This window comes from Collinsella sp. HCP3S3_E11, from assembly GCF_052067375.1.
In the GTDB taxonomy this organism is placed as follows: domain Bacteria; phylum Actinomycetota; class Coriobacteriia; order Coriobacteriales; family Coriobacteriaceae; genus Collinsella.
Genome location: NZ_JBQHQI010000001.1, coordinates 276265 through 302639, shown reverse-complemented (window position 1 = coordinate 302639; position 26375 = coordinate 276265). Strand labels below are relative to the sequence as shown.

Sequence of the window (26375 nt, the reverse complement as noted above, 5' to 3'; positions counted from 1 at the left end):
CGATGCTTGCGGAGGATAGGCTCAACGCAATCGTGTCGATGGTCCAGCAGGCTGGCTCGGTTACTGTGCAAGAGCTTGCCGATACCCTGGGCGTGACGGCGTCTACCATTCGGCGCGACCTGCAGACGCTCGATCGAGCACACCGCATCGCCAAGGTCCACGGCGGAGCGACAAGTCTTGAGCGCGCGCACGTGACGCGCGACCTAACGCTCAATGAGCGCAGTGACCTCCATAACGACGATAAGGAGCGTATTTGCGCCCGCGCCGCGGCGCTGGTGGAGCCCGAGAGCTTTGTGTACATCGATTCGGGCTCGACGACGCTCAAGCTCATCGAGCATCTTCCACACCTTGAAGATGTCACCTATGTGACCGATTCCGTGCTCCATGCTCAGCACCTCGCTTTGCGCGGCATGCGTACCGTGGTGCTGGGCGGCGAGCTCAAGCCCGAGACCGAAGCACTCGTTGGCCCCGATGCCTTGGCAACCTTAGACCGCTACAACTTCAACTGTGGCTTTTGGGGTTCTAACGGCATTGCCGCCGAGCAAGGCTTCACGGCGCCCGATATCGAGGAAGCGCAAGTAAAGCGCATCTCGATGCGCCATACGGCCAAGCGCTTTGTAATCTCGGATGCCAGTAAATTTGGCATGGTGGCGCCCGTCAAGTTCGCAGATTTTCGCGACGCAACGATTATTACCGCGGGCGAGGTGCCCGCCAAGTATCGGGCAATGGACAACGTCATCACGGTCTAGCAAGCGGGAGCAGGCCAAGGCCAAAACCATCACAAAGGTGCCTGTCCCCATTGTGGTGGTTAGTAACGAAAACCGAGTGGTTTTCTCAATAGAAAAGCGGCAACGTCCATCACAGGCGTTGCCGCTTTCGTTGTCCGCCGGTTTGTCTAAGTCTGTAACAACTGGACCGTTAAAAGTGGGTTAGATGTTACAGATTGAGATACTTCCGAACCGCGCCATCCCTTTGTCTCAATCTGTAACATCTGGGACCGATTTTGCCGAGTTATTGTTACAGATCGAGATTTTCCCTTGAGGGGGATTTGAATGTCTCGATCTGTAACAGATAGACCGGAAAATGGGTTCTAACTGTTACAGATCGAGATGTTTTGGGGCCGCGGCTGAGCCATCGTGGCGGCTTGACGTTTGCCCAGATAAAACCTGCCAAAATAAACCTGTCCCTTTTTGGCAGGTTTTAGGGCTCCCAGGGGCAGGGGGCTTCGATGTAGATGTGCTCGCCGGTTACGGGATGGGTAAAGGATACGCTGTGGGCGTGGAGCATGAGGCTACAGGGGCGCGGCGTTCCGTACAGGTCGTCGCCAACCAGGGGATGATGCTCGCTTGCCAGGTGCACGCGGATCTGGTGTTTGCGGCCCGTGAGCAGCTCAACATCGATATACGAACGGGTGGGCAGGCCTCGGCGGCTCTTAAGGCGCTTGAGCACCTTGACGTGCGTCTGCGACGGCTTGCCGCTGGTGCCGACGCGCATCTTGCGGCTATCGTGGCGGTCGCGGGCGATGGGCTTGTCGATGAGCTTTTCGTTCCAGTCGATCTTGCCCTCGGCGAGCGCCAGATAGTGCTTTTCGAAGGCGTGGTCGATGACCATCTGGTCAAAGGCGGGCTGCGTCTGCTTGTCGAGCGAGAACAGCACCACGCCGGTGGTGTCGCGGTCCAAGCGGTTGAGCGGCTGCATGTCGGTCGCGGCAAAGCCGTCGCCCATCGCCAGCAAAAGGTCGCTGGCATAGTCGGTAAGCGTGCGCTCGCCGGTGCCGTCGCCGTGGACGATCATGCCGGCGGGCTTATCGATGGCCATGAGCCAGGCGTCGCAGTAGAGGACTTGAGGTTCTTCGTTCACGTGTAAGCCTTTCGGTTAGCTAATTCCCACAAACATGCAGCCCGAAGTGGCGCCGCGCAGGCGGGCGGCGGGCTTACGGCCGGCCTGCGCGGCCTCGACGGCGCGACGGACGCGTGCGACGGCGCGGCCAATCTCATCGGCCTCGAGCAGGGTTCCGTCGACCATGAGACGGCGCACGCCGGCGTCGAGCAGCTGTGGAACCTGCGGTGTGAGGTCGATGGGGTAGGCGTCGTACAGGCGCGAGCGGCCGTGGATATCGGTACGCACCGGCATGACCTTGCCGTCGATATTCTTGAGCGAAAGCTTGCGGGCGCGCAGACGGCAGTTGGCACAATCGTGGATGCAGCCATTGGCCACCTGCAGGATGCAGTGCTCGCTCGTCATAACGCGCGGGCGGCCGAAAACGGTGATGCCCAGGGCCGCGGGCGCGGAGGTACCAAGCGAGATAATCTCGTCGAGCGTGATCTCGGGCGAGAGCCAAAACGCCCCGGCTCCGCGCTTGGAGAGTGCCTCCATGCAAGGCGTGTTGTGCACGGGCAGGCAAGAGCGAATCTCGGCCGTGGCACCAACCTGGGCGGCCAGGGCAAGCTCAGAGATGTTGCCAATAGCGACCGTGGCACCGGCAACAACCCACGGGTCGACGCGCGCGTGGTCGACGGCGCGGCAGACCTCATCGAGCACGGGAACAATACCCTGCTCAAACGCATCGGCGGGGGAGAGCTCGGCCGCATCGAGCGCGTCGGTGGTCATGTAGATGCGCGCGGCTCCCTCCGCGCGCGCTGCCTCGGCGGCGTCGAGCGAGGTGACGGTGGCGCAGATCTGCGGCTCATCGCGGTAGTGCTCGGGCGCGGGGCGGGAATCACTGGTGACAATCGCCGGCAGCTCGAGCGTGTGGGCGCGCTCCTCGTAAGGCGCCAGAATGGCCTCCTCGAGCGCCTTGCAAGCGGCGGCGCGCACCTTGTGCACAGCGGAGAAGCCCATGCCACAGCCCTCATCGAGCGTCACATCAAAGCTCGCGGCCTCAAAGGGCGAGGAGCCCATACGCCCGACGTGCTCCACCAGATCGGATGCCTCGACGGCGCGGGTCTTGGCGGCCTCGACGGTAAAGCCGGTGGCGGTGGCGGTGAGCGTGGGGTCGTCGCAGCAGGTGAGCGTGACGGTAAACGGCTCGCCCAGACGCGCCGCGACGGACACGTCTACGGCGCGGCGGCGTAGCACATCGCGCTTGAGCGCAGCGCCGGCAGCGTCAATGGCGCGCTGGCTGCGAATCACACGCACGCGGCAGCCCTCGGGCATACTACGGGGAACGCGGCACTCGATGATGTCGCCGGCGGCGGCATCATCGGCGGCGATGGTAGTCAGGAACTGGTCGAACTCGTCGTCGTGACGAAGCTCCAACAGGTCGCCCTTGCCCACGGGCTCAAACAGCTCAATGCGGGCGATGGCGGCGCGGCGACGACGGTCGTCGGGTTTGAGCCCGCGCACGTCGCGGTTGGCCAGACGGCTGCCCAGCACCGTGCCCACGATCTGGCCGCGGTTGTTGGAGCGCTCGTAGCTCATCATCTCGTCGCCCGAGGTGCCGTCCTGATAGGCGTGCGTAAAGTCGCGGTTAAAGCAGCGCTTGAGTTGGCGCTGGCGAGCGGCGTCCTCGTCCTTATCTACGACGGCCCCGGCCAGCATGTCATCGATCTGATGACGATACACATCGACAATGGAGTACACGTAATCGGGCGCCTTCATGCGGCCCTCGAGCTTGAGCGATGCGGCGCCGGCGTCATACAGGCGGCGAACAAGCTGTGAAGTGTTGGTGTCGCGCGGGCATAGCGCGCGCTCGCGACCGGCAGGGGAGAGCGAGTGGCCGTTCTCGTCGATCAGCTCGTAGGGCAGACGGCAGGGCTGAGCGCACATGCCGCGGTTGGCCGAGCGGCCCGCCATGGCAAAGCTCGAGAGCAGGCACAGGCCCGAGTAGCAAAAGCAGATGGCGCCGTGGCTAAAGACCTCCAGGTCAACGTCGGGCGCGGCGTCGTGGATGGCGGCGATCTCGTCGATGGAGAGCTCGCGCGAGAGGGTCACGCGGTCGGCGCCCTGCTCGCGGCACCAGATGGTTCCGCGGTCATCGTGGATGTTCGCCTGGGTCGAGATATGGGTCTCGATGCCGGGCATGGTGCGCTTGACCTCAAAGAACAGGCCCCAGTCCTGGATGATAAAGGCGTCGGCGCCCAGCGTGGAGCAGCGGTGGATGAGCTGCAGTGCATCGCTCATCTCGGACTGCTTGATGACGATGTTGACCGTGACGTAGACGCGCGAGCCGGCCAGGTGCGCGGCGCGGCAGGCCTGCTCAAAGGCCTCATCGGTAAAGTTGGTGGCCTTGCGGCGGGCGTTGAAGCTGCCCATGCCGCAGTAGATGGCGTCTGCCCCGGCGGCGAGCGCGGCGGCAAAGGGCTCCGGGCCTCCGGCGGGGGCCAGAAGCTCGGGCCTGCGGTTGGTGGTTCGGCTGGCGGTTGCGGTCATATCCTGCCTTTCAAAATGCTCAGATATTCAAAAGTATAGTGGCACCGTCGCGATGGGCGATGCCCGCATTCTAAGCAGGACAAAGTCTTCAGTAGCCTGGGCTGGCTGACCCCGTGGAGAACCGTTCAGCGGTTCGGCGAAACCGTTGGGCGATAAAATATTATCGCAATCTGATAATTATCTTGCATCGGGCAAAATCATCCCCTACTATCCCAATCAAGCGCGGTGTTCAGACCGAACTGTGCCTCCCGGTGCGAACGCCGCGCTCACGCTCTCTATTTGATCGTAAGGAGAAAAACATGAGCAAGACCGTCGTGTCTTCCGATAACGCGCCCGCAGCCATCGGCCCGTATTCCCCCGGTATCCAGTCCGGCAACATGGTGTTCCTGTCCGGCCAGCTGGGCATCGATCCCGCAACCGGCAAGCTGCCCGAGGGCATCGAGGCCCAGGCCAAGCAGTCCCTCGCCAACGTCGAGGCCCTGCTGACCGCTGCCGGCGCTACGTTTGCCGATGTCGTCAAGACCACGGTCTACCTGGCTGACATCGCCGACTTTGCCGCCGTGAACGAGATTTATGCCTCCAAGTTTGAGGCCCCGTTCCCCGCGCGCAGCGCTTTCCAGGTTGCCGCTCTTCCGGCTGGCGGTCTGGTCGAGATCGAGGTCGTCGCCGCTCTCTAAGGCGTTGGCAACAACTAAACATGACATGCAAAAAGACCCTGCAGCGCGTGTGAGCTGCAGGGTTCTTTTGTCATGTGACGGATCGCTTGCGGAGCCACCAAGGTCAGTCTTTTTGGGACGGGGCCATTTTAGCTACCCCTATATGCAGGATTGATTTTACTTGCGGCTCATCGAAATCGTGGGCAGAGGGAGGGTAGCTAAAATAGCCCCGTCCCAAAAAGACTGCCCGCGCTCCATTTTGCTCGTTAGCCCTCCTTGCGAACTTTTTGCAGGTAGCGGTAGACGCTGGGCTCCGAGATGCCCAGCGAGGTGGCAGCGCAGGCAACAGCGCCCTTGAGCATAAATACGCCGTTGCCGTTAAGGTGGCGAATAACGTCCACGCGATCGGCCTGCCCAAGCGAGGCGACATCCTGGCCGCGGCTTTCGAGCAATTCGGAAATGCTGCGGTCGATGAGCTCCTGTGTAGACTCCGAAAGAATTTCGACCTCGATAGACGCGGGCTCCGCCTGCCTTGGCACAGCGTCGAAGCAGGCCATGAGCTGCTGAGCCATGGCGTTGATGGAGCGTACCGTGGAAAGATCGGTGTTGACGCAGAGCATGCCGACGATCTCGTTATCCTCGCGAATAAAGTACGTTGCGGATTCCAATGTCTTGCCACCGGCACCGCGCCCCTCGTAGCCCGTAATAAACGGCAGGTCGCGATACTTGGGATCGTGCATGATCTTGAGTGCCAAATCGGTGGCGGGACCGCCGACCTTGCGGCCGCTCACGATGCCGTTGCGGATATCGACGATGGCGTGGTCGGGATCCGAGAAATCGTGCAGCACGATTTCGCTGTTTTTGCCGAGTATCTGCTCCAGGAAATCGACCATCGGCAAAAAGCGACGTACAGTCTCGTTCACGGGCAACTCCTTTGGATGAAATCGGAAGTTTCATAACAATTTTTTCTCATGGTAACACGGTGTCTATTGACTCGTATATTCGCAGGTACATTGCGTAATACAGACGAACGGTAGGATTTTGGCGGTAAGCGGTCGACCAAAAGAAATGTTAGATGTTATTTTGACCAGACACTTTCCTGACCTTCGGAAATGCGTTGTCTCAGCTGAAAAATAGTCTGATAACAAAAAATTATTATTGAGAATGAGAAAATTCTTTAATACGATATTCACCGAAGGCACAACCTCAACCCCGCACTGCGTCACAATAGAGCGCTAGATGCGAAAACAACTACTTCGAGGATTGGTGGTCAAATGGCCCAGGAGACGGTTACGAACGGCACTGAAGCCCTGTTCACTCGCGAAGGCATGCCGCCCGTTAAGGAAATGATTCCGTGTGCCCTTCAGCACGTACTGGCATCGTTTGCCGGCATCATTACCCCGGCGGTCATCATGGCCGGCGTCTACGGCTTTAACAGCCAGCAGAGCACCGACATCATTCAGGTGGCGCTCATTCTTTCGGCAATCGACACGGCCCTTCAGGCCTTCGCTCCCTTCCGTCGCATCGGCGGCGGCCTGCCCATCGTCATGGGCGTCTCGTTCGCGTTCCTGCCGGCCCTGCAGGCTATGGGTGCTTCGGGCTTTAGCTTTGGTGCGCTGCTGGGCGGCGAGATTGTCGGCGGTGCCGTCGCGGTCCTCTTTGGTCTGGCCTACAGCAAGATTAAGTGGCTGTTCCCGCCCGTCGTGACCGGTACGGTCATCTTCTCCATCGGCGTCTCCCTGTATCCCACGGCCGTCAAGTATATGGCCGGCGGTATGGGCACGCCGCTGTGGGGCACCCCGCAGGCCTGGTGCGTCGCTCTTATCACCTTCGCCGTGGTCTTCGCGCTTGCCAACTTTGGCAAGGGTACGTTCAAGCTGGGATCTGTGTTCTTTGGCATGATCGTTGGCATGATCGTCTCCATCCCCTTTGGCATGATCGACTTCTCTAGCGTCGCCACCGCTCAGGTCTTCGCCCTTCCCAAGCTCATGCCCTACGCACTCGAGTTTGATCCCGAGGTCTGCATTACCCTCGCCGTCGTGTTCCCCATGGTTGCCATCCAGGTTATCGGCGATGTCTCCGCCGCCTGCCTGGGCTCCATCGACCGCATGCCCACCGAGCGCGAGCTCTCCGGCGCTATCGTGTCTCAGGGCCTCACCTCTATGGTCGGCGGCCTGCTGGGCGGTCTTCCCACCAGCGCCCTTGGCCAGAACGTGGGCATCATCTGCTCCAACAAGGTCGTCAACAAGTGGGTCTTTGTGATCATCGCGTCCGTCTTTGCCATCGCCGGCCTGTTCCCGCAGCTCTCTGCCGTGCTCTCCGCTATCCCGCAGCCCGTCATCGGCGGCGCGACCGTCGGCGTCTTTGGCACCATCACCATGAACGGCGTGCGCATGTTCACCCGCGAGGGCCTCACGCAGCGCACCACCACCATCGTCGGCACCTCCGTCGTCTTTGGCCTGGGTATCTGGATGGCCAGCGGTTGCCTTGCCGGCGAGGGTATGCCCGCCTGGGTGTCCACCGTCATCGGCTCCAATGCCGTAACCCCCACCGCCATCATGGCCATTGTCCTTAACCTGATCCTCCCGCAGACGCCGGTCGTGGCTCAGCACATCGATGCCGCCAAGGACGCTGCCGTGGATCTGGTCTTGCCCGAGAGCAAGAAGTAACCAATTCGGTGCTATTCGTCGGCGGACGTATCGCCTCGTCCGCCGACGTCATGCGGCGCCAAGCCGCACTTCAAAGGGTTTGTCCCGTGGGTAAAATAAGGCTGACGGCAGCCCAAGTGGTGAAGAACTGGGCAGCGCCGTTGTTTAGATTAAGGGGTCGATGCCTTAACGGCGTCGACCCCTCTTTTTATGCTTCGGACGCTGCTTGAGTGCCTCGGAAAGTTCGACAAGCGCTCGCAGGGTGGATTTGCCCCGGAGCTTCCGGAACGGTCCACGTGCGGTGGCGTGCCGCCCCTTCTGCGTGAGCGATTGTCGAATTACGTTATAGCTAGCTATAACGTAAAGGAAGCTGAGGGACCGTCCTGTGTTGTTGGTGACGGGTCTTTGCCCGATCGCGCGGTCTTTAGCATTTGCGGTTGAGTGCTCCGTGGATGTTGAGTGGTGGCTGGAGTAGAGCGACGAGTTGAGCGAACGCAGGAACGGGCGCCGAGGCCTCGTTGCCGAAAATCCATTTGTTAAACCAAGCGCCCGCGGATAGAATAAAGTTGACGGCAGCCCAAGGGTGATAGCTGGGCAGCGCCGTTGCTTTGATCAAGGGGTCAATGCCTTAACGGCGTCGACCCCTCTTTTTGTGCTTCGAACACTGCTTGAGTGCCTCGGTAAGTCCGATAAGCGCCGTGAGGAGCGAGACCAAAGCGGCCAGGAGCTTCACGAGCTCTGATGGGCCCGGGATGACCTCTGATTCAAGTCACCGGGCCTCAATCTTTTTCATGCATTTGAATAGAGCGGGCGACTCCCTTGGGGCCGCCTGCATGGCGTGTGCTTGGCGCATGGTATTGCGCCCCGCTTTCATGTCCGCACGAGCGCCTATCCTTACGGCAATGTAGCCGCCTATGTAGCAAGCGGCAGGCAACGGAGAAAGGCCCTAACCGTGTCAGCTGAAAAGACGCCGGGTATCTCGGCTATCGATACGACGAACTTTGCGCGCCAGATCGTGCTGGACTTTGAGTTTGCGCCGGTGCCAAAGCAGCGCCAGCGACGTGGACTGCGCAATGAGATTATCGAGGTCGGCGCCGTTAAGCTCGATTACCACGGCAACGTTATGGGCGAGTTCTCGCAGTTTGTGCAGACGGAATTTACCGAAGGCGTTGCGTTTCCCGTCCGCGAGCTTACGGGGATATCGGCCGTGGACACCGCGATGGCCGATCCGCTCTATGTGGTGATCAAAAGGCTCAGCGATTGGATCGGTCGCTACTCCGCCCAGGTGGTTTGCTGGAGCGGGACGGACCGTCGACAGCTTTTGACCGAGTGCCAGGCAAAGCACATCGACCTTTCCGCATTTCCTACGGACTGGGCCGACCTGCAGGCGTTTTACACCTCGATCATGGACGTGGGCAGCCATGGGCGCGTTTCGTTGGGCGACGCGGCGATGTGGTTTGGCATTGAGTTCGACGAGTCGACGGGCCATGCCCACAGCGCCCTTGCCGATGCGCGCGTGACCGCCAAGCTGCTCAAGCAGGTGATGGACGGGGACTACCACGTGAGCCCGCGCGCCCAGGAAGTCCGCCAACGGTGGGGGATGGGCGAGCGAGCCGAGACGCACCTTTCCAGCAAGTGCCCCGAGCTGGGCGACCTGCTGCTGAAGCTGAAGGCAGAGGGGAGGTAGGTAGATTGTGGAGACCTAACTCTGCATCAAATTCGGCGTGGAGCAAGGTCAGATCAAAATGAGCCGTACGAGCTGCTGGTGCAATATACTTGAGATACCCAAGGGGGAAAGGAGGCGAAATGGCAAAGCCGCTTTAGAAAAAGCGAAGCGGGGTGTTGATTGCCTTGAAAGTGATGCAATGTCTCTGATTTGGCTTAATAATTGCCTAACTGCCTATGATTACTTTTTCCACAATGCAAACAACTTCAATCGCGATATCGAAGGCGAACTCAACCGAAATTTTCTGATGCACGGGATGATGTACAAGCCGGTAAGAAAACAGGCATGCAAGAAGCTGCTCCTTCTGCTCCATTCTTCATCAGCGGTCTTCGAAATGTTGAAGTGCTAGATCGGAAAGCTCGTTTGCAACTAAGCTATTCGAATGAGAGGCGACCGCATTTTGAGCGTCTCATACTCTAGGTGTCTAGGTGCAATATATCGGACTGTGTTTGATTCGTAAACCCGAATTGTTGTTCAACAATTTGCGCTGTACCTGCGGCGAGAGAATAGATACCGCTCATCGTTAATATGCCGAGTTTGGCAATAAAAATCACGAAACCGAATATAATTCAAGACAAGGTTATGGGGTTGCTGGCTTCATTTCAGGTGGCCAAACAACAGAATGGCCAAGATAACGAGGGTATTGTGAACAGTAGTCAAAGGGCGTCATTCGCTGATCTATTTAACTCTCATTCTTGCGTAGGAAATGATATCCATTTCTCTTTCCCAAATATGGGTGAGGTTGAAATTACGTCGATCACGCGGGCGAACTTGTCTTTGCTGCGCAGGGCTCGAACAAAGGGATGCCCGGGCCTTATTGTCAGCTGCCCTGATTTTGAAAGAGAAGCCATCGCTATTGTGCTCTTGGCGGCGCTGGAGAACTTGATGACTGGTGAGCCTCGCCAAGGACTTCATAAGGTTCAGGTTGGCGATAAGGTCGCGATCGGAAACTGTGTCGTCAAGATTACCTCGATTGACGAAAAAACAGTCAGATTTTCTTCTCAAGATGAATCGCTTGGCCTCAGCAGAGAGGTGAGGGAGTTTCCACTTGCCCACAACGCTTCCGCTGCCGCGGAACTCTCGTTGACGCGAAGCACGAAAAAACGCAAGCGCAATTCATGGCGTAGAGAAGAAGAGCTCTATCAGTCGCTTGCCCCAACACTCAGAGACATTTTGAATCAATGTGGCAGAACCGTTCAACCAGTTGGTTACGTTACCTCTCCATCCCAATACGCGAATGATGCACCGACTGCCATCTGTAAAGGCAAAGTGCGTATAGGGGGCCGGGAAGACGACCTGAATGAAGCAATGCCAGTGGTTTACGTTGACCAAAACGGCGAGGAGCACTGTGGCTTTAAATGGCCTTTTGCATGCACTCCATCCATTTATATTGGTCCGCGGGTAGACGGAGTAGGTAGCATTTCTCAAATAATCGACATCTCTATGGATGAATCGCTTCCCGTTGAATTTGTGTCCCTGAACATTTCTACTCCCGATTTGATGAACACAACACTTCTAAGCGACATCTTAGATTTAAAAGATTGTGGAATTGAGGCTATAGGCTTCTGTGATCGTTGGACTATGGATCGTTTGCGTCAGCTTGGCGATCAGGGCTTTCTGCTATTTGACTGGGATGACTGCAATGCCGCGCTGTTGTCAGATGACCCAGTTCTGTCCGATATCCAGCGCAGGGTTCTTGATAAGCCTCATGAAATTGTGTATCCGGTGCCCGATGAACGGGCGGGCTTAACGCGTGCGGCCGAGATCGTATATAACACATTGGGCGGCATTGATGTGGATGACGACGATGTCCTCGGGGCAATCCAAGACATCTATGTTGTTTTGGGGTCTGCAATTCGAATGACGGAAGCGCCTGACAAAAAATACAGCGATTTGCAGTGTGACATTATCAACTCCGCGCGTGAATTGATCGAAGACTCGAGAGTTTTGATGCTCCCTGATTACAATCTGCTCGTTGAGGCATGCGGCATTTTAACTGATGTATTTAGAGCGGGACATCGAATGCCAAAAGAACAGGTCATATACGATTTAATTGTCGACGGCATTGAGGATGACTTGTCTACCATTCTTGTTGTTGACAGAAATCGGGTTGACGAAGTCTATGCTTATTGGGCAAAGGAACTTGAGCTAAACGGATATAGCGCGAAGCAATTTAAAGTGATTGCGGTAAGAGACTATCTGCGAGGAAAATATCTCGGCAGCCAGGATCGAGTTATTTTTAGCGGATGGTATGACAAGGGGACTATGGTCAAGGCCCTTCATGCCGGTTTGGCGAACAATGTCTATCTTGTTCTCTATGGATATGAAGATGGAAACGGTGGACTAGAAGTTGGTTGGCGGACAAATGCCCGCTTGCAATGGAATGAAATGACGAACCGTTGTCTCAAAATATCGGATAAGACATTGGATGCATTGGACGTTTCGCCGCTTAAGAGAATAAATAGAGTCTTGCCGTCAAGACGGGCAGGTGTACCGGTTGAAACTGAAGTTATTTGCGGAGAACAGCCATCGTCTTTCGTTAGTAAATTAGAGGAAAAGAGAATAAGCAAAGACATTGCAAAAGACGGAGAAGAATCAGTTCTCGCAACGCCGGTGTTGTTTCATGATGGAACTCACGTTTGGCTTAGAGCCAAAACTTCGGGTAGGAAGGGTGGCCGTCTTCTTGTTATCAGCAATTGTCTTGCTGGAAAAAGTGCAGAGCCCGATCAGAAATCCGCTTCGGCTCTTCTTCCGGGGGACGTGGTTTTGCGAACTCATTCGGATAAGTCGTATATAAAAAGGGAATCTGAAAGGTCCACAGAAAACTACGACAACGTGCTGGCTGTGGCGCATAAATGGCGTGAACCAATTAAGGACGCACGTATGGCTGGATACACAGATGCCGAAATAATAGACAGGATTTACTCAGAGGTGTCGGAAACGCGAACGAAAAGCGCAGTCCGAGCTTGGGTGAGAGGGAGGAATATTGCACCGCAAGCGAAAGAGGACGTGCGGGCGATATTTGTTGCGCTTGGTTTTTCGATAACCGACGAAGAATTAAATTCTATCGAGCATGCTGTCTCTGCCATCAGGAACAAGCACCGCGCGGTCGGCAGAATTGCGGCGAAAGATATGGTTGCAGCGTTTATTCGCGATTTAGCTAAATATGGCCTAGATAGCGCGGTTGCCGGTTTCGACGAGCGACATGAGGCAGGCGATATCGAGCTGCTCAGAGTGGCTTGCGTTGGCGATCAAAAGGACGTGGCGATTAGTCGTGTTGACGTTTTGTAGGGAGTGCTTTTAGATGAATACAAAATTCGATGACACTATTGATGAAGAGCTCAGGAACCGTCTGTATAAGTCTGTGCATGAGGAGTTTGTTGGGCCGATGGACCCAGACTCTGAAGAAATACTTGACGAGCGTGATTCTCCGGCGGGTCGGTATCATGCTGGAGTCTTGCACCCAAGGGGCGCTCACGTTGATGTCGCCCAAGGGGAGAGCGCCGGCAGAGAACCGGACACGGCTCTGGATGAACGCAATGAGGGCCCTGCTCGCGACGGTGGCTTGCCAGATATAGCGGATGCCTCAGATGTGGGCGAGGCTTTACCCGACGAGGACTATGAAGAGCCGGTCGCGCTATCTAACGCACGTGCACAGTCTGCCATTAGCATGACCGTGGCAGTTCGGCCGGGAGACGTCCTGTCGGCCGATATCCGTTGCGCAAAATATGTCCGAATCAAAGCCGACGACAAGAGCCATTTTAAACGCGTTCCCGTGCACTTTGTTTTCAAATCGGGAGACCTTGCAATTCCAAGCGGACGTCATGATGATGTCAAGCGCGTTTACAGGTTGGGGAAAGAGCATCTCGAGCTATGGCTCGTTTACCGTCGTGCTATTTCCGGCGGCGTAGTGCTCACGGTGGCTGTATGTAATACGGACAACGCAACGGGCAATCGGTCCGACGATGATCTCAAGTGTTATTACCAAACTTATTTAAGAATTAGCTCTAGCAGCGGCCTTATTCCGCCGGTATGGAATCAGGCAAATGATGTTGCATCAGCGGAAGAAGCGACAAAACGACTTATCTATCGCAATATTCGAAACTATGCGATAGGGCATGGGTGTGCAACTCGTTGGGATGATAATCGGCCTGTATTATGGGCTGAAACTCAGATTATTCCAACTGCCGAAACGCGCTCAATGAAGCCAATTCACCCGTCTATGGAAAACGTGACCCTATCGATTGAAGATTTTGGCAATCCTGACCATTGGGATGACACTGTCAAGTCGATTCAGCTTTTATGCAAGAAATATGGTCAGTGGATTGCAGAAGTGAGGGGCAAGGCTGAAGGGCTATCGGAATGCTATCGAGCGGCAGCGTGGGATAACTTGGCTCAGTGTGAAATCTGCCTTAATCGTATTGAAGAGGGCCTCGGCACGTTGGAAACGGATGACATAGCAAAAAAAGCGTTCATAATGGCCAACGAGGCCATGTATGAACAGTTCTTGCATTATAGCGTTGTCTCGGGAGAGCGTGGCAGCCTTGATGAGCCCCTTGGATACACGCGTAGTTGGAGGCCCTTTCAGCTGGCCTTTATTTTGATGAATATCAGATCGATGGTGGATGAGACATGCGAAGACAGGAAAGTCGTCGACTTGATCTGGTTCCCAACTGGTGGCGGTAAAACGGAGGCGTATCTGGGGCTTACAGCATTCGTGCTAATTTGGGAGCGTCTGTCGCATAATGAGAGTGAAGGCGTCACCGTGTTTATGCGGTATACCTTACGTCTTCTGACTTCACAACAATTCGATCGCGCCTCTTCCCTTATCTGCTCTCTTGAAGCGATGAGGCGCAAGGAGCCCGAGCTACTCGGTGGTCGCGAGTTCAGAATTGGATTATGGGTTGGTGGTGATGCAAGTCCGAATAAGCGTGACGAAGCTGAGAAAAAGAGGCAGGCTTATGTTGATAGAAACGAAGGCCTTAATCCATTTCCAGTGCGCAAGTGCCCTTGGTGTGGGAGTAGTTTTGAAGACGACCGCAGGGCATCTTATGTGCGTCAAAGGCGGACAAAAAAGCTATTGTTTGTCTGCTCGAATCCTGAATGCGGTTATTCGAAAGGCGACGGACTGCCTTTGGATGTCGTCGATGAGGAGATTTATCAAAACCCGCCATCACTTCTTGTCGGAACAATTGATAAGTTCGCAATGCTGCCCTACCGTCACGAAGCCTTTGCTTTGTTCGGAATTCACAACGGCAGAAGGGGTCGTCCTCCCAAACTGATCATCCAGGATGAGTTACATTTAATATCTGGGCCGTTAGGGTCGATGGCGGGCCATTACGAAACCCTTGTTTCTGCGCTTTGCGAGCGTACGGACGACTCTTCCAAGATTTTGCCAAAAGTCGTTGCTTCGACAGCGACGGTTGGCAGGGCTAAAGAGCAGTGCAATCAGTTATATGCCTGTGGGGAAGACAAGGTATTTCAGTTTCCGCCTTCAGGAATAGACTACGACGACTCTTTCTTTTCCTATGAAGACAAGGAAGCTCGAGGTCGCCGATATGCTGGTTTGTTTATCCCGACATTGAATGCTGCTTCAGCAAATATACGCCTCTATGCAGACCTTCTTTGGGAGCCTGCAACATGGAATGATGTTACTGATGAACAAAAAGATCCTTATTGGACCATCGTTGGCTACTATGGAACAACGAGAGAACTTGGACAAGCCGTCACTTGGATGGGCGGTGATATTCCGGAACGACTTCACGAACACAAGATGCGTGCGGAGCGAGTTGGCGATAAATCCGTGCGGTATATCAACGTGGCGAAAGAGCTGACGGGACGTAAGGATGCCGACGAGGTGAGAAAGGGCTTAGACAGCCTCACTATTTCATATCCTTCGAGTAAGGCTGTTGACCTTTGTTTTGCGACTAATATGATTTCTGTAGGCTTGGATGTCGGGCGTCTTGGGCTGATGGTTGTCGAGGGCCAGCCCAAGACAACGGCAGAATACATTCAGGCAAGTAGTCGTGTTGGCCGCGGTAAGGCCAAGGGCATTGTGTTTGTTGTTTATAGTGCTACGAAGCCACGCGATCGTTCGCATTACGAGAATTTTGCAATGTATCACAATGGGTTTTATCAAAACGTTGAGCCATCTAGCGTCACCTCATTTTGTAGACAGGTCCGCGATCGTGCTCTGTTCGGAACCTTGATCGGTATTTATCGGTCGGTGGATGAAGAAGATTCCGAGGCGTTCCGAAGCCCCGAGGAAAGGGCTTTTTCACTTGCGGCGGAAACGATACTATCTCGAATCGAAAAGGTTGACCCTCATGAGCTTGCTGGTGCCAAACAGGATATAGAAGCCATTCGCGCCATTTGGCAAGAGAGTGACTATGACCGATGGTTCGAACTTAAGCCGGATAATCTTGATCCGCCGACTCCGCTTATGCATCCTTCGGGAAGCAAGACGAGCGATGCATGGAGCGGGGGAACGTTTGATGTTCCGACTTCGATGAGAAGCGTTGACGCTCAATGCAAGCTGCGGATTGTAGGCTCATATGGCGAATATAACGAGAGGGAGGCGGAATGTAATGCCTAGGTTCAATGCTGGAAATACTCGCAAACAGGGAAGAGGAAAAAGTTATTCGCTTCGCATGGGCCAGATGTTCGGGCCGTATAGCGTTGGCGCAATATACCCGTGCGATGCCAATACTACGGTAATGATTGCCGGCCTTGATGCTTATGAGCAACAGGTAAACAAGGGGAACCTGGAGACAATTGCAGATTCAAGGCTGAAAAGATACGTTGGAGTAAATAGGTTGTATGCGCCTCCAGTTGATGACGGGCACCACGGCGGTTTCGTCCCAGCGCTTCGTTTTCCCAACTGGTTGTATTGCCCACGATGCGGTCAAATGCAATACAAAGAGTCGACCAATGTAAGTACACAGATTCGATGTGAGGCTTGTTCAAAAAAATTTAAGCGCGATATTAAGCTCATTCCAGAGCGTTTTGTCGTCGTGTGTCCACATGGCCATATCGATAATTTTCCCGTTATGCAGTGGGTGCATAACGGAACAGACATTGATCCGAAATCAAGAGAACATGTTGTAAGCAGAAGGACCATGGGCGGAAGTACGACCATGGGCGATATCGTCTATCAGTGCACTTGCGGAGCTCGTAAATCGCTCCACGGAGCTAATAGACCAGAAGGACTGAACAAGATTGGTTATCACTGCAGCGGCAGGCAGCCATGGCTTAATCGTATTTCCAAACAACAATGTTCTTGCGACGGGAAAGACCTGCGCGTCGTTATTATGGGCGCAACGAACGTATGTTATCCCGATGTGGTCAGCTCGGTGCTCATCCCCGATGCATTGGATGAGCGGGTGAAGAAAGTTGCTGATGAGCAGTTTACTACGATGCTCGAGTTCGATCGAAAAGGTGATTTGGACGCAGCGTTATCGTTAATTGCAAGCATGGGCGGAGTCGACCCGGAAGACTTGCGTCTGGCTTATCAACGAAAGAAAACTGAAGGGGACTCTGGACAATCCGAGATTGAGTATCTTCATGACGAGTATCTGACGCTGCGAGATCCTAAAATTAGGAAGAGTGGGGAATTTGTCGGTCGTGCCGTTAACCCCAATGAATACGAGTCGCCGCTAATCCGTAACTACATAGCGGGTGTATCCCTGATAGACACTTTGACCGTAACCCGGGCTCTCGTTGGGTTCACCAGATTGAACCCTGAATACAACGATCTGAAGAGTATGGAGGAAAGGCGAAGAGAGCTTTCGAGAAAACGACTTGACTGGACGCTTGCAAACCAAACCGTTGGTGAGGGAGTGTTTGTCGAATTCGACCAGAGCGTTTTGGAAGAGTGGTGTGCGCGGCCCGAGGTTGCTGCCAGAATCGAGGTAATGCAGGAAAACCTTAATAACGCGATAAAAAGTCGTAATGCTAAGCCTAGGGAGATCAATCCCCTGTTCGTCGCCATTCACACTTTTTCTCACATAGTTTTGTTGGGTATCAGCGAAGTCTGCGGTTATTCCGCCGCATCTCTTCGTGAAAGAGTGTATTGCCAAGCGTACCTAGAGGATGGCGCCGAGGAGTTCGAGGACATGCACGGCGTTCTAATCTACACTGCGTCCGCGTCGGGAGATGGTTCCCTGGGCGGCTTGGTCAGATCCGGGGAGCCGGGTAGGTTCGAAGAGATTCTAAACAATTCCATGCAGAAAGCTACTTGGTGTTCAGATGATCCTGTCTGTATTGAATCGCGGGGCCAAGGGCTTGACTCCTGTAATCTGGCAGCTTGTTATAACTGTGCACTTGTTCCGGAAACCGCCTGCGAAAACGGCAACAGGTTTCTCGATAGGGCTCTAATCGTAGGTACGTTCGACATGCCGACGACTGGTTTATTTAGTGCTGATCTTTACAATGCCCTTTGAGGAAATTGGAACAGGAAACAGACTGCTCAAACGCCTGTTTAACTAGTGGGCTAGCGAAAGCTGGCCCACTAGTTAATTGAAGGTCATAAAGACTATTCGGCTAAATATGTCCGCATGCGCATTTAATTTACTGTCATGCTGTCACTATTGCCATGCGTTGTGATACGCCTTAAGCTAGTGATTCGCTGTGTCAATTAGCGGACAAGTCGTCCGCAGTTTATTCCGATTGGATAGCATGTTAGACGTAAAAGGGGAGATAACTGCAAAGCGTAAAGAGCTTGCGTTAACTCAAAAAGAGTTCGCCGCTGCCCTTGGGATGGGGCCAAATGGTGATAGAACTGTGCGCCGGTGGGAGACGGGAGAATCTTGTCCTTCTGCAGCTGAGCTGGCTTTTATTCGCTCTTTTGGCCATAAGGCTCCATTTGCACAAGGCGATCGCAAGGACGCCCCCTTTACTTATATTGACCTCTTTGCGGGCATCGGTGGCATACGCATGCCTTTTCAAGAATTGGGCGGCAGGTGCGTTTTCTCTTGCGAGTGGGATAAGTTCGCGCAGAAGACCTATCGAATGAATTACGGGGACACCCCTGCGGGAGATATTCACGAGGTCCGCTCGGAAGACATTCCGAGTTTTAATGTGCTGCTAGCAGGCTTTCCGTGTCAGCCCTTTTCGCTTGCAGGTGTGTCAAAAAAGAAATCTATGGGCAGGGCGACGGGATTCGAAGACAAAACTCAGGGTACTTTATTCTTTGAAGTTGCTCGGATCCTGCGCGATAAGAAGCCGGAGGCTTTCCTGCTTGAGAACGTTAAGAATTTAACGAGCCATGACCATGGCAAAACCTTCAAGATTATTATGCAGACGCTTGAAGATGAACTGGGTTATGACGTCCATTACAAAGTGCTCGACAGTAAAAATTGGACTTGCCAACACCGTGAGCGCATCTATATTGTCGGCTTCAAGAAAAAGACTCCATTTGACTGGAATCAGCTTGATATGGGGTCTGGTGGTCATACTGTTAAGGAGATCCTTGAAGACAGCCCAGATAATCGATACATTTTGTCGGATAAGTTATGGGACTATTTGCGTGCTTATAAGAAAAAGCATCAGGCGGCTGGCAATGGATTTGGCTATAGCACAGTGGGCCCCGACGACACCACACGTACCCTTTCAGCGCGATATCATAAGGACGGTAGCGAAATTCTTATTTCTCGTGGCGAGGGAGTCAATCCCCGCAAGCTCACTCCGCGTGAATGCGCAAGGCTCCAGGGCTTTCCCGATCAATTCATCATTCCGGTGTCTGACACGCAGGCATATCATCAATTCGGAAACTCCGTTACTGTTCCAGCAGTGCGGGCGGTTGCCAAGGTAATGATGGAGGCTTATTTCGATGGATTACGGTGTACTGAGTAGCTACTTTGATGGCGCAGTCGCAAAGAGGCTGGTCGCGGTTGATATCGACGGGAAAGTAAGCAATCAGCACGAATTCAATGGTACCGCTGAGCTTCGATCGCTCTTTGGCGATAATGATATCAGGGGCATACCGACGACCTTTGCTTATCTGTGCGACGATGCTAACCCACTGTTTGACCATGGCTTCACAACTTGGTATGACGCTCGCAGGAAGCATCCTACTAGGACTGAATACAGGCTTTACTACAATGACAATGACGCAATTAAGGCCGCCCATATCGACGACCTAATGATCATGGCGATTTCTGATGAGCACGGTCTTTTGGTTGTGTTCGCGAGTCGAGGATCAAATGCCGAAAGTCAACTGAGGTGGCTGTTTGGTTTAGAGGATGTCTCTAGTGGCAGATTCTCGCGGTCAACGACCGATGACATTAGAATCGGATCGATTGCGGCATCTATTCTCGAGGCAATTGGTGTTGAGGTTGCCTTACCTGCTTCTGCCGAGTCATATCTGGACGATATGATCGAAAAGTTCGGCGACTCGTTTCCCAAAGGAATCGACTTCACAAGGTATTCTGCTTCGACGCTTGGCGATCTTGACTGGAGGGAATTTCCTGACCAGTGCTTACTCGATTGCTATGAACGAGAAGAGATTCTATTCAAGGTATTCGAAAGGTACTTACTTGAAAATGACCTCACTCCCTATATGAGGGGAGTGCTGGATGTTGACGCGGTACTTCGAATAACGATGTCAACATTTCAGCGAAGGAAGTCGCGAGCAGGTGCGGCGTTTGAACACCAGCTCGAGTTTCTGTTTAAAGGAAGGGGCATTCGTTATACCGCTCAGCCCTACACTGAGGGTAAATCGAAGCCGGATTTCATTATGCCGTCCATTGAGGCGTACAGAGATGCCTGTTTTCCGGTAGAGCGGCTGACGATGCTTGGGGCAAAGACGACAATAAAAGAGCGTTGGCGTCAGGTTCTCGAAGAGGCAAATCGAATTGATCATAAGCACCTAATTACGCTCGATGCTGCGGTTAGCACGGAGTACACGGATTCGATGCGCGAACACAATCTGCAACTAGTTGTGCCTCGTCCCGTTTTTGCTTCATATACTGCCGAACAACAAAAATGGTTGATGAGCGTAAGCGAGCTTTGCGAGATGCTTGAGGAAAAACAAGCAAGCGAATAGTTTGTGTGCCGTTCGCTTGCTTGACCGTACTCATAAGTTTTACGCGAAGGGCAATGTGTTGGGTAGTACTGCGGTAATTACATACACTGCTCACTGTTGGCTAATGGAACGTTGTAGATTGTAGTCACGAATGGTACGCATCCTCTCCCTGCCATTAGGCCTTCAAACAAGTCGTCAATCCCCAGCCTGCTCCTTAGCCAATCGGGCGCAGGCGCGTTTGATCTGATTCACATTCATCGGCGTCCAGGCCTTAAAGATAAAAGCGTCCTTTCCGTCAACGGTGATGGGCTCTACATCGTAGAACTTGCCTTCGCGGCCCGCTGGTATTTTGTCGCGAAGCAGCGGATGGCTAATACCCAAGGTGTCGAATGAGCACCGCTGGTCGTAAAGCGCACGTCTGTCAGGCGTCCCGTCGATAATCTGGAGCAGCATCCGTCGAACTTCGGCAGTGTCTATTGCCGGCCCAGCGGGGCGCTTTGGCTTGGCCTTGCTTTTCGGCTTGCGCTTCTTCTCCTTTTTGGGGTTTGCGGGCTTGTCGGGCTCAGCGGGATTGGCTGCGCCAGCTTCCTCCGCGGGCGCCTTGACCGCATCGGTTGCCTCTACCACAGGCTCGGCTTCAACGACCGCCGAGACCTCGATGGACTCCTCGGGTTCCGGTTCCGGTTCGCGCACAGGCTCTGCAGGATCAGGCTCCACCACTTGTTCAATTTCGACCTGAACAGGCGCCGCCGGATTCTCCGGCATCGCCGTAGTTGCAGCAAACGGTTCCCATTGCGGCTCAGGGCTTACCTCAACAACGTTCTCGGCAGCCTGCATGACATTCTCGATCGTAGCGCCCTTCGCAATTCCCAGACACTGCATCATCTGGTCAATAGAGTTTCCAAAGGGCGAGAGCGCCGCCAGTCCTCCGATAGGGGGGATGCCCTGCTGGCGGGCCCAGGACATTGCTCCTGTTGGGACGCAAGCTGCCTCGGGTGCCTGTCCGCAAAGGAGCCACACGCTATCGATGGGCATGCCGTTGGAACGAATGGTTTGAAAACGGTATTTGTTGATGCAGGGATTGAAGCGTTGCTCTTTTGCATTCTCGACAGACGTGAACTTGGAATCGAGTAAAAACAGCGAATTTTGGTCGGCATCTTTGAAGCTCAGGGCAAAATCGGGCGTCCAGTAGGAGTCACTTGGCTGCTGATCAAACAAATCATTTGCGAGCAGGCGATGCGCGCCAAGGCCGGCGAATTCTCGGTCGTTTCCATAGAGCACGGGCTGATACCACAGCGTGACCCGTTCGCTTCCACGCTGCAGGCGGTAGACGTTTGCGACTTCTCGTTCGTTGTTGGGCATCCCGTATTCCTGAGTTCGCTCAACTCGCTCAAAGGGAGCTGCGTACGAACTGTCCGGTGTATATCCCTGGCAGTCAAACCAACGGAGCAGAGAGGCGAGCGAGTACAGCTCGTAAAGGCGCGAGACGCGATGCATGCTCAAGATGAGACCTTCGCGCGCAAAATCAAATTCACCAAAAGCGTCCCACGCGCGCATGAGCTGAAAAAGGCGCGCGTAATGGGGTATTTCCTGGAAGATCTTGGTTTTGCGAGGCATCTGGAACGTGTTGGAAACGGCGGCCGGCATGGCTTCGGAAAGGAGCCTATAAAAGCGCTGTGCACGAGTTCTCTGTGCTTGGAGCTTTGACAGCAAAGGCTGGTCGCGTTCAATCTGCGCATCGATAATCATGACGGGAATGAGGTGCCCCTCGGTGCCCTGTATCCCAGACAGCCTGTTTTTCGCTTCTTGAAGGGCATCCAGCTTTTGATTGATGCCCGCAATTACCTGCGCGAGCGTGCGGGAAACATGCGAGATAAAAGAAACGACGGCCCTGTTCTCGTACGTGTCGCACGAGCGGACGGTCTGCTTCGTTTGAATTTTGCGGCTATACCAGTTGCGTCCCTGCATGCGGATGGCGGTGTTCTGGCGCACCGGGAACAGCCTGTCGGGGTTTTTGTAAAGCCATTCGATTTCGTTTCGACCGATTTGTCGCAGCTTTTCGGAAGCGACGAGCTGCTCCGAGCGATCGGTTTTGGTGCATGGTCGTGTTTTAAAGTTGGGAAGCTCTGCTTCAATACCAGCAAGGATCGTCTCGGTGAGCAAAACGAACGATTGAAGGCTATTCGCCTCAGAACCCTCCGCATCGCCAAGAGAGTCGCTGTCCTGCGTGTTTCCTGCCGATAGCATCCACCCGATAGGCGTGGCAAGCTCCTGTCCGGCAAGTTCATCCAACAATTTCACGACATACTGACGTTGGTTGCTTATGGTGCTGGAACAAGGGATTTCTTTTGTCTTTACAGCGAACGGCTCAAACAGGCGTTGGCACGAATGAATGCGGGCTTCGACGGTGGCAAATCCGTAGGTATCCGAGAACGGTCTCCAATTGTTATTCTCATTGGTGGGGACCAGTCTATAAATATAGCTGCTGCCAGCCTGCTCCGGCATGATGCAGCGCCACTGGTGCTCGTCCTCGTTAATACGCAGCATTATCTTGACTGCGCCCAGGTTGCAGTCGGTAAACAGTGACAGCTCATACTGGGCGCGGTCGACGATCGCCGCGCTGTAGTCTATTTCACCCAAGCCAGGTGTCCTGCGACCCTCGTGCATCTCAAACGACAGGGGAGCGGAAGGGTTACGGGGGTCGCGCAGGATAAGCCGGATCGAGCAGGCTTTAAGCGAAGAACTGGTAGAAGCCACTGTCTCCACCAACCTCGAGAATGTGCTCGATACGCTGCTTTGTCTTGGGAAGGCCGGTTATGGCTCCCAGGCCATCGAGCAGGCTTCTCACGCGATCCTCTGTTCCGCAGATTTGAGGCAGGACCTTTTGGGCGACGGCAAAATCGACCGGATCATAGGTGGTCGATGCCGAGGAGGTATCCATAAGGTTGCTCGCGGTAACGATGTAATTGCGCATCATGAGCTGGGAGCGCGGGCTTACGGGATGATTGGATGTAGCGCAGCATGTGAGCACTTCCTGGAATTTCGCCGCAAGGCCAGCGGGCATCTGCGTTTCGCGGACTCCAAATGCGGATTCGATCGTCGAGAGGGGGACGGCGGGCTCGTCGGAAAAGTCGTGCTCCTCGCTCTGAATGTCATCGATATCCAGGGGAGTGTCCGGCGCGTCGAGCATAATGACCCAGCTTCGGTCGAGGAAGCGGGGAGAGAGCTCTTCGGTTGTGTGGTCAAAGTTGACCGTCGCGATAAAGCGCAGCCAGGAAGGGGTCGTAAAGGCGTGCCCGCCGCCAAGGGAGAGCACCGTGGGACGGTTCCTAAACTTGTCGCACGCTAGGAGGAACGGTGACCAGTAGTGCTCGAGCGAGCTAAGGTTTGCTTCGTCTAGGAGCATGATGTAGGGGGTGGGGGTGAGGTCTTTGAGCTGTTGCTCGGCATCGAGTTGCTCAAAGGCCTGGTAGGCGGCAGCGTTTGCAGGCTCCACGCGCTCCATAAAGGGATTGTAGAAGCCGATGAAGTCCTTGTAGCTGGTCCATCCGCGCTCGACTGAGACCTCGCAGAAGCGGTTTGCTTGGGGCTGGGTAAGCCCCAAGGCTCCGGCGAGTATTCCCGCGAGGCTCGTCTTGCCCGTGCCCGGCATGCCGGCAAAGGTAGTGATATAGCCTTGTGTAAGGCAGATCATAAGGTTGGCGATATCGTTGCGGGTAAAGTCGCGTCCAGCTCGATTGATGACGGTATCGCTCATACGGTCTAAAAGGTCCGAAGCTGAAAGCTTATCGTCGGACAGCATGGCGGGCATGGTCAAAGTGGGGGCTACTTCATTTGCTTGTTGCGGGTTTGCCAAGGGGGCGGTTCCCGACGGTACGGGATTGACCGCTCCCAGAATCTCGCGAACGACGGTCGACTCGAGGAGCTTTTCGCTCGCGGTCATCTCATCCTTAAACGACTCGACGACATTTTTAATGGCTCGCTTGGCAAGGACCTTGCCTTCTTCTAGGTTTTCGAGATTTGCTTTCGCGCTCCTGAGGTCCTCGAGCGTCTTATCGAGCTCCGCTTTGCGTCCGGTGAGTTCCGCTTCCGTCTCGGCTACGATTCGTTTTTTGACCTCGTCGCGGCTGGCTTCCGCCTCATCGGCGGCCGCCCTGGCGTCACGAGCTCGCTGCTCTGCTTGAGCAGTTTCTTCTTGGGCTCTTTGGATTTGTTTTTCCAGGTCAGCCTGACGGCGCGCGACCTCTTGGCGGATTTGCTCGTTCTCTTTGACCTTGTCATAGAACTCTGCAAAGTGCTCGTCATCTAGAACGTACTGTGCGAGCTGCTCGCTAGAGACGGTATCGATAATTTCGCGCTTGCGGTTGTCGGAAAGAGTCGACCACTCTTCGTACTTGCTCAGCGCGGTGAGCATGCGCTTGCGTCGCTCTGGGGTCGTGACGATCTTCGTTTCCAGGTCGGTGCAGGCCTCGATTGCCGTCTTAAGATTACGGGCTTCGTTTTTCGAAAGGCCGACTTCCGTGGTGCGTGAAACTCGAGCGATGGCGCTCAAAACCGTTTCATTGGGCATCCAGTCATACTTGCGATTGCTGGATGTAAATCGAGTTTTGATTTCGTCGATGTCGAGAAGGCGTGCATAGGGATTGCCCTCTCCATCGTTTACGGTGAGCTTAAAGGTAAAGCACGACGCTTTCTCGGCAAAAATGTACTCGTCAAAAGACTGAACGGCCTTGATGGAATAGACGCCGGGTGCTTTTTGCTCAATCTCGAATGGCCCGTAGAGGTAAGGCTGGTCGTCTATTTCCTGGCGCAGCATGATGTACTTGGTGAGCGGCATTGCCTGCGAAACAGACGGATGAATGGTGCTGACGAGCGGTTGGCTGAAATCGATCAGCCCGTCGTCTGCGGAAATAATCTGAACAAGGCGTGATGAGATTTGGCTTTTTCTGAACTCGACAAAGTCGATGTTGCTGCGTCCCGGCTTCCAGTTGTAATTGGCAATTGAGTTGTAGCGATGATGTTCCAGATGGGGATAGTAGTTGTTATCCATGAACTGGTCGACATCAACGTTGGTTTTCATAACGACGAGTCGGCCAAAAATACCTTCGTATTCTTCTTTGGTTTTGCCTTCGAGTGTTACCGGGAGGCCGCCGATTTCGGGGAAGGTAGTGGTATCGATTCGCGTTATCTTGTCTTCGTCTACGAGGTATTGAGGATAGGTAATTGCTCGTTTTGGAGATGGCCCGTCGTACTCCACGTAGGTAATCATTTCCTTACGAACGCATTCCGAGATACTCGTAACTTTACGCGATGCGAGTGTGAAGCCCATGAGCGGTTCCTTTCAACACTGCCAAGACAGATGACTGACTAATAATTAATTGTACGGACGCTACCTGCCAATTTATTGAGCAACAAAATCGATTACGCGAACGGTTGATTACATGAGGTGAGCGCCAGTTTAGTCGTATGGCTGTCGCGATGTTCAGCTGTTTCGTCGGAAGCCAAAAGGCGAGAAGAGGATGCGTCGTCTGATCAGCCTGAGCAAATTAGATGAAACTATGCTATCTACCTGCTATTTCTGGATGAAAAAAGTTAATTCGTTTGATTGCCATGCATATTCGCAGGTAAACAGGCACGTTTTTCATTAAATTAAATAATTAAATAATTAAATAAGAAATGCGCAGCTCAGTAACGCTTGGCCTCTTCCCAATTAAACCTAACGCCGCAAAACGCTCTTGTTTATTCGCCGTATCGGACATACCATTGGTTTGACGCGGAGAATGTGCTCGCGTCGTCATTCAATGAAAGGTGATCCACATGAAGAAGGCCTACGTCAAGCCTCAGGTTTCAAAGAAGGGCTCGGTTGCGATTATTACCTCCATGTCTTGCTCTCGTGGCGGCTCCGGCCGCTCCCATTGCCTGCGTGCGTAGTTTTGCGGTCAGATTGATTG

General features: G+C 54.2%; 14 protein-coding genes. 9 read left to right on the top strand and 5 right to left on the bottom strand.

What is annotated here, in order from left to right:
- Window positions 1–2 precede the first annotated feature (2 nt).
- Window positions 3–749 (top strand): DeoR/GlpR family DNA-binding transcription regulator, encoded by a 747-nt coding sequence (locus ACTM86_RS01235; protein ID WP_427717633.1) that lies wholly within the window; start codon window positions 3–5, stop codon window positions 747–749.
- A gap of 451 nt (window positions 750–1200) precedes the next feature.
- Here ACTM86_RS01235 and ACTM86_RS01230 read toward each other — a convergent pair whose 3' ends face one another.
- Both ACTM86_RS01230 and ACTM86_RS01225 read right to left on the bottom strand, forming a co-directional pair.
- On the bottom strand, window positions 1201–1860 hold the full coding sequence (locus ACTM86_RS01230; RefSeq protein ID WP_441015058.1) for an RluA family pseudouridine synthase: 660 nt from the start codon (window positions 1858–1860) through the stop codon (window positions 1201–1203).
- A gap of 15 nt (window positions 1861–1875) precedes the next feature.
- Window positions 1876–4371, bottom strand: coding sequence for a DUF3656 domain-containing U32 family peptidase (locus ACTM86_RS01225; protein WP_441015056.1), 2496 nt, complete (start codon window positions 4369–4371; stop codon window positions 1876–1878).
- 299 nt (window positions 4372–4670) lie between these two features.
- Between ACTM86_RS01225 and ACTM86_RS01220 the strand changes: the two genes are divergently transcribed.
- Window positions 4671–5048, top strand: coding sequence for a RidA family protein (locus ACTM86_RS01220; RefSeq protein ID WP_154514683.1), 378 nt, complete (start codon window positions 4671–4673; stop codon window positions 5046–5048).
- 245 nt (window positions 5049–5293) lie between these two features.
- Here the strand turns inward: ACTM86_RS01220 and ACTM86_RS01215 are convergent, their stop codons facing one another.
- Window positions 5294–5950 (bottom strand): helix-turn-helix transcriptional regulator, encoded by a 657-nt coding sequence (locus tag ACTM86_RS01215; protein ID WP_441015054.1) that lies wholly within the window; start codon window positions 5948–5950, stop codon window positions 5294–5296.
- Between the two features lie 351 nt (window positions 5951–6301).
- Here ACTM86_RS01215 and ACTM86_RS01210 point away from each other — a divergent pair, with 351 nt between their 5' ends.
- The 7 genes from ACTM86_RS01210 to ACTM86_RS01180 all read left to right on the top strand — a co-directional run bounded on the left by ACTM86_RS01210 (window position 6302) and on the right by ACTM86_RS01180 (window position 20445).
- On the top strand, window positions 6302–7696 hold the full coding sequence (locus tag ACTM86_RS01210) for a uracil-xanthine permease family protein (protein ID WP_441015052.1): 1395 nt from the start codon (window positions 6302–6304) through the stop codon (window positions 7694–7696).
- Between the two features lie 931 nt (window positions 7697–8627).
- Window positions 8628–9362 carry an exonuclease domain-containing protein gene (locus tag ACTM86_RS01205; RefSeq protein ID WP_441015050.1) on the top strand — a complete coding sequence of 245 codons (735 nt, stop codon included), beginning with the start codon at window positions 8628–8630 and terminating at the stop codon, window positions 9360–9362.
- A 621-nt stretch (window positions 9363–9983) separates the two neighbouring features.
- A complete protein-coding gene (locus tag ACTM86_RS01200) occupies window positions 9984–12692 on the top strand; it encodes a DISARM anti-phage system protein DrmE domain-containing protein (protein WP_441036893.1) in 2709 nt (902 codons plus the stop codon).
- Between the two features lie 13 nt (window positions 12693–12705).
- Complete coding sequence (locus ACTM86_RS01195) at window positions 12706–15996, top strand: helicase-related protein (RefSeq protein ID WP_427727140.1); 3291 nt, start codon at window positions 12706–12708, stop codon at window positions 15994–15996.
- Complete coding sequence (drmB, locus tag ACTM86_RS01190; RefSeq protein WP_427727142.1) at window positions 15989–17842, top strand: DrmB family protein; 1854 nt, start codon at window positions 15989–15991, stop codon at window positions 17840–17842. The genes ACTM86_RS01195 and drmB overlap by 8 nt, the downstream gene beginning before the upstream one ends.
- A 235-nt stretch (window positions 17843–18077) precedes the next feature.
- Complete coding sequence (gene dcm / locus ACTM86_RS01185) at window positions 18078–19253, top strand: DNA (cytosine-5-)-methyltransferase (RefSeq protein ID WP_427727144.1); 1176 nt, start codon at window positions 18078–18080, stop codon at window positions 19251–19253.
- Entirely contained in the window at window positions 19231–20445 is a 1215-nt protein-coding gene (locus ACTM86_RS01180) for a type II restriction endonuclease (RefSeq protein ID WP_441015042.1), read from the top strand. The genes dcm and ACTM86_RS01180 overlap by 23 nt, the downstream gene beginning before the upstream one ends.
- Before the next feature lie 174 nt (window positions 20446–20619).
- Here ACTM86_RS01180 and ACTM86_RS01175 read toward each other — a convergent pair whose 3' ends face one another.
- Both ACTM86_RS01175 and ACTM86_RS01170 read right to left on the bottom strand, forming a co-directional pair.
- A complete protein-coding gene (locus tag ACTM86_RS01175) occupies window positions 20620–23064 on the bottom strand; it encodes a DUF2357 domain-containing protein (protein ID WP_441015040.1) in 2445 nt (814 codons plus the stop codon).
- Window positions 23065–23155: 91 nt separating this feature from the next.
- The gene (locus tag ACTM86_RS01170) at window positions 23156–25753 is read right to left on the bottom strand and encodes a hypothetical protein (RefSeq protein WP_441036892.1); all 2598 of its coding nucleotides are present in this window, start codon (window positions 25751–25753) and stop codon (window positions 23156–23158) included.
- Window positions 25754–26375: the final 622 nt, after the last annotated feature.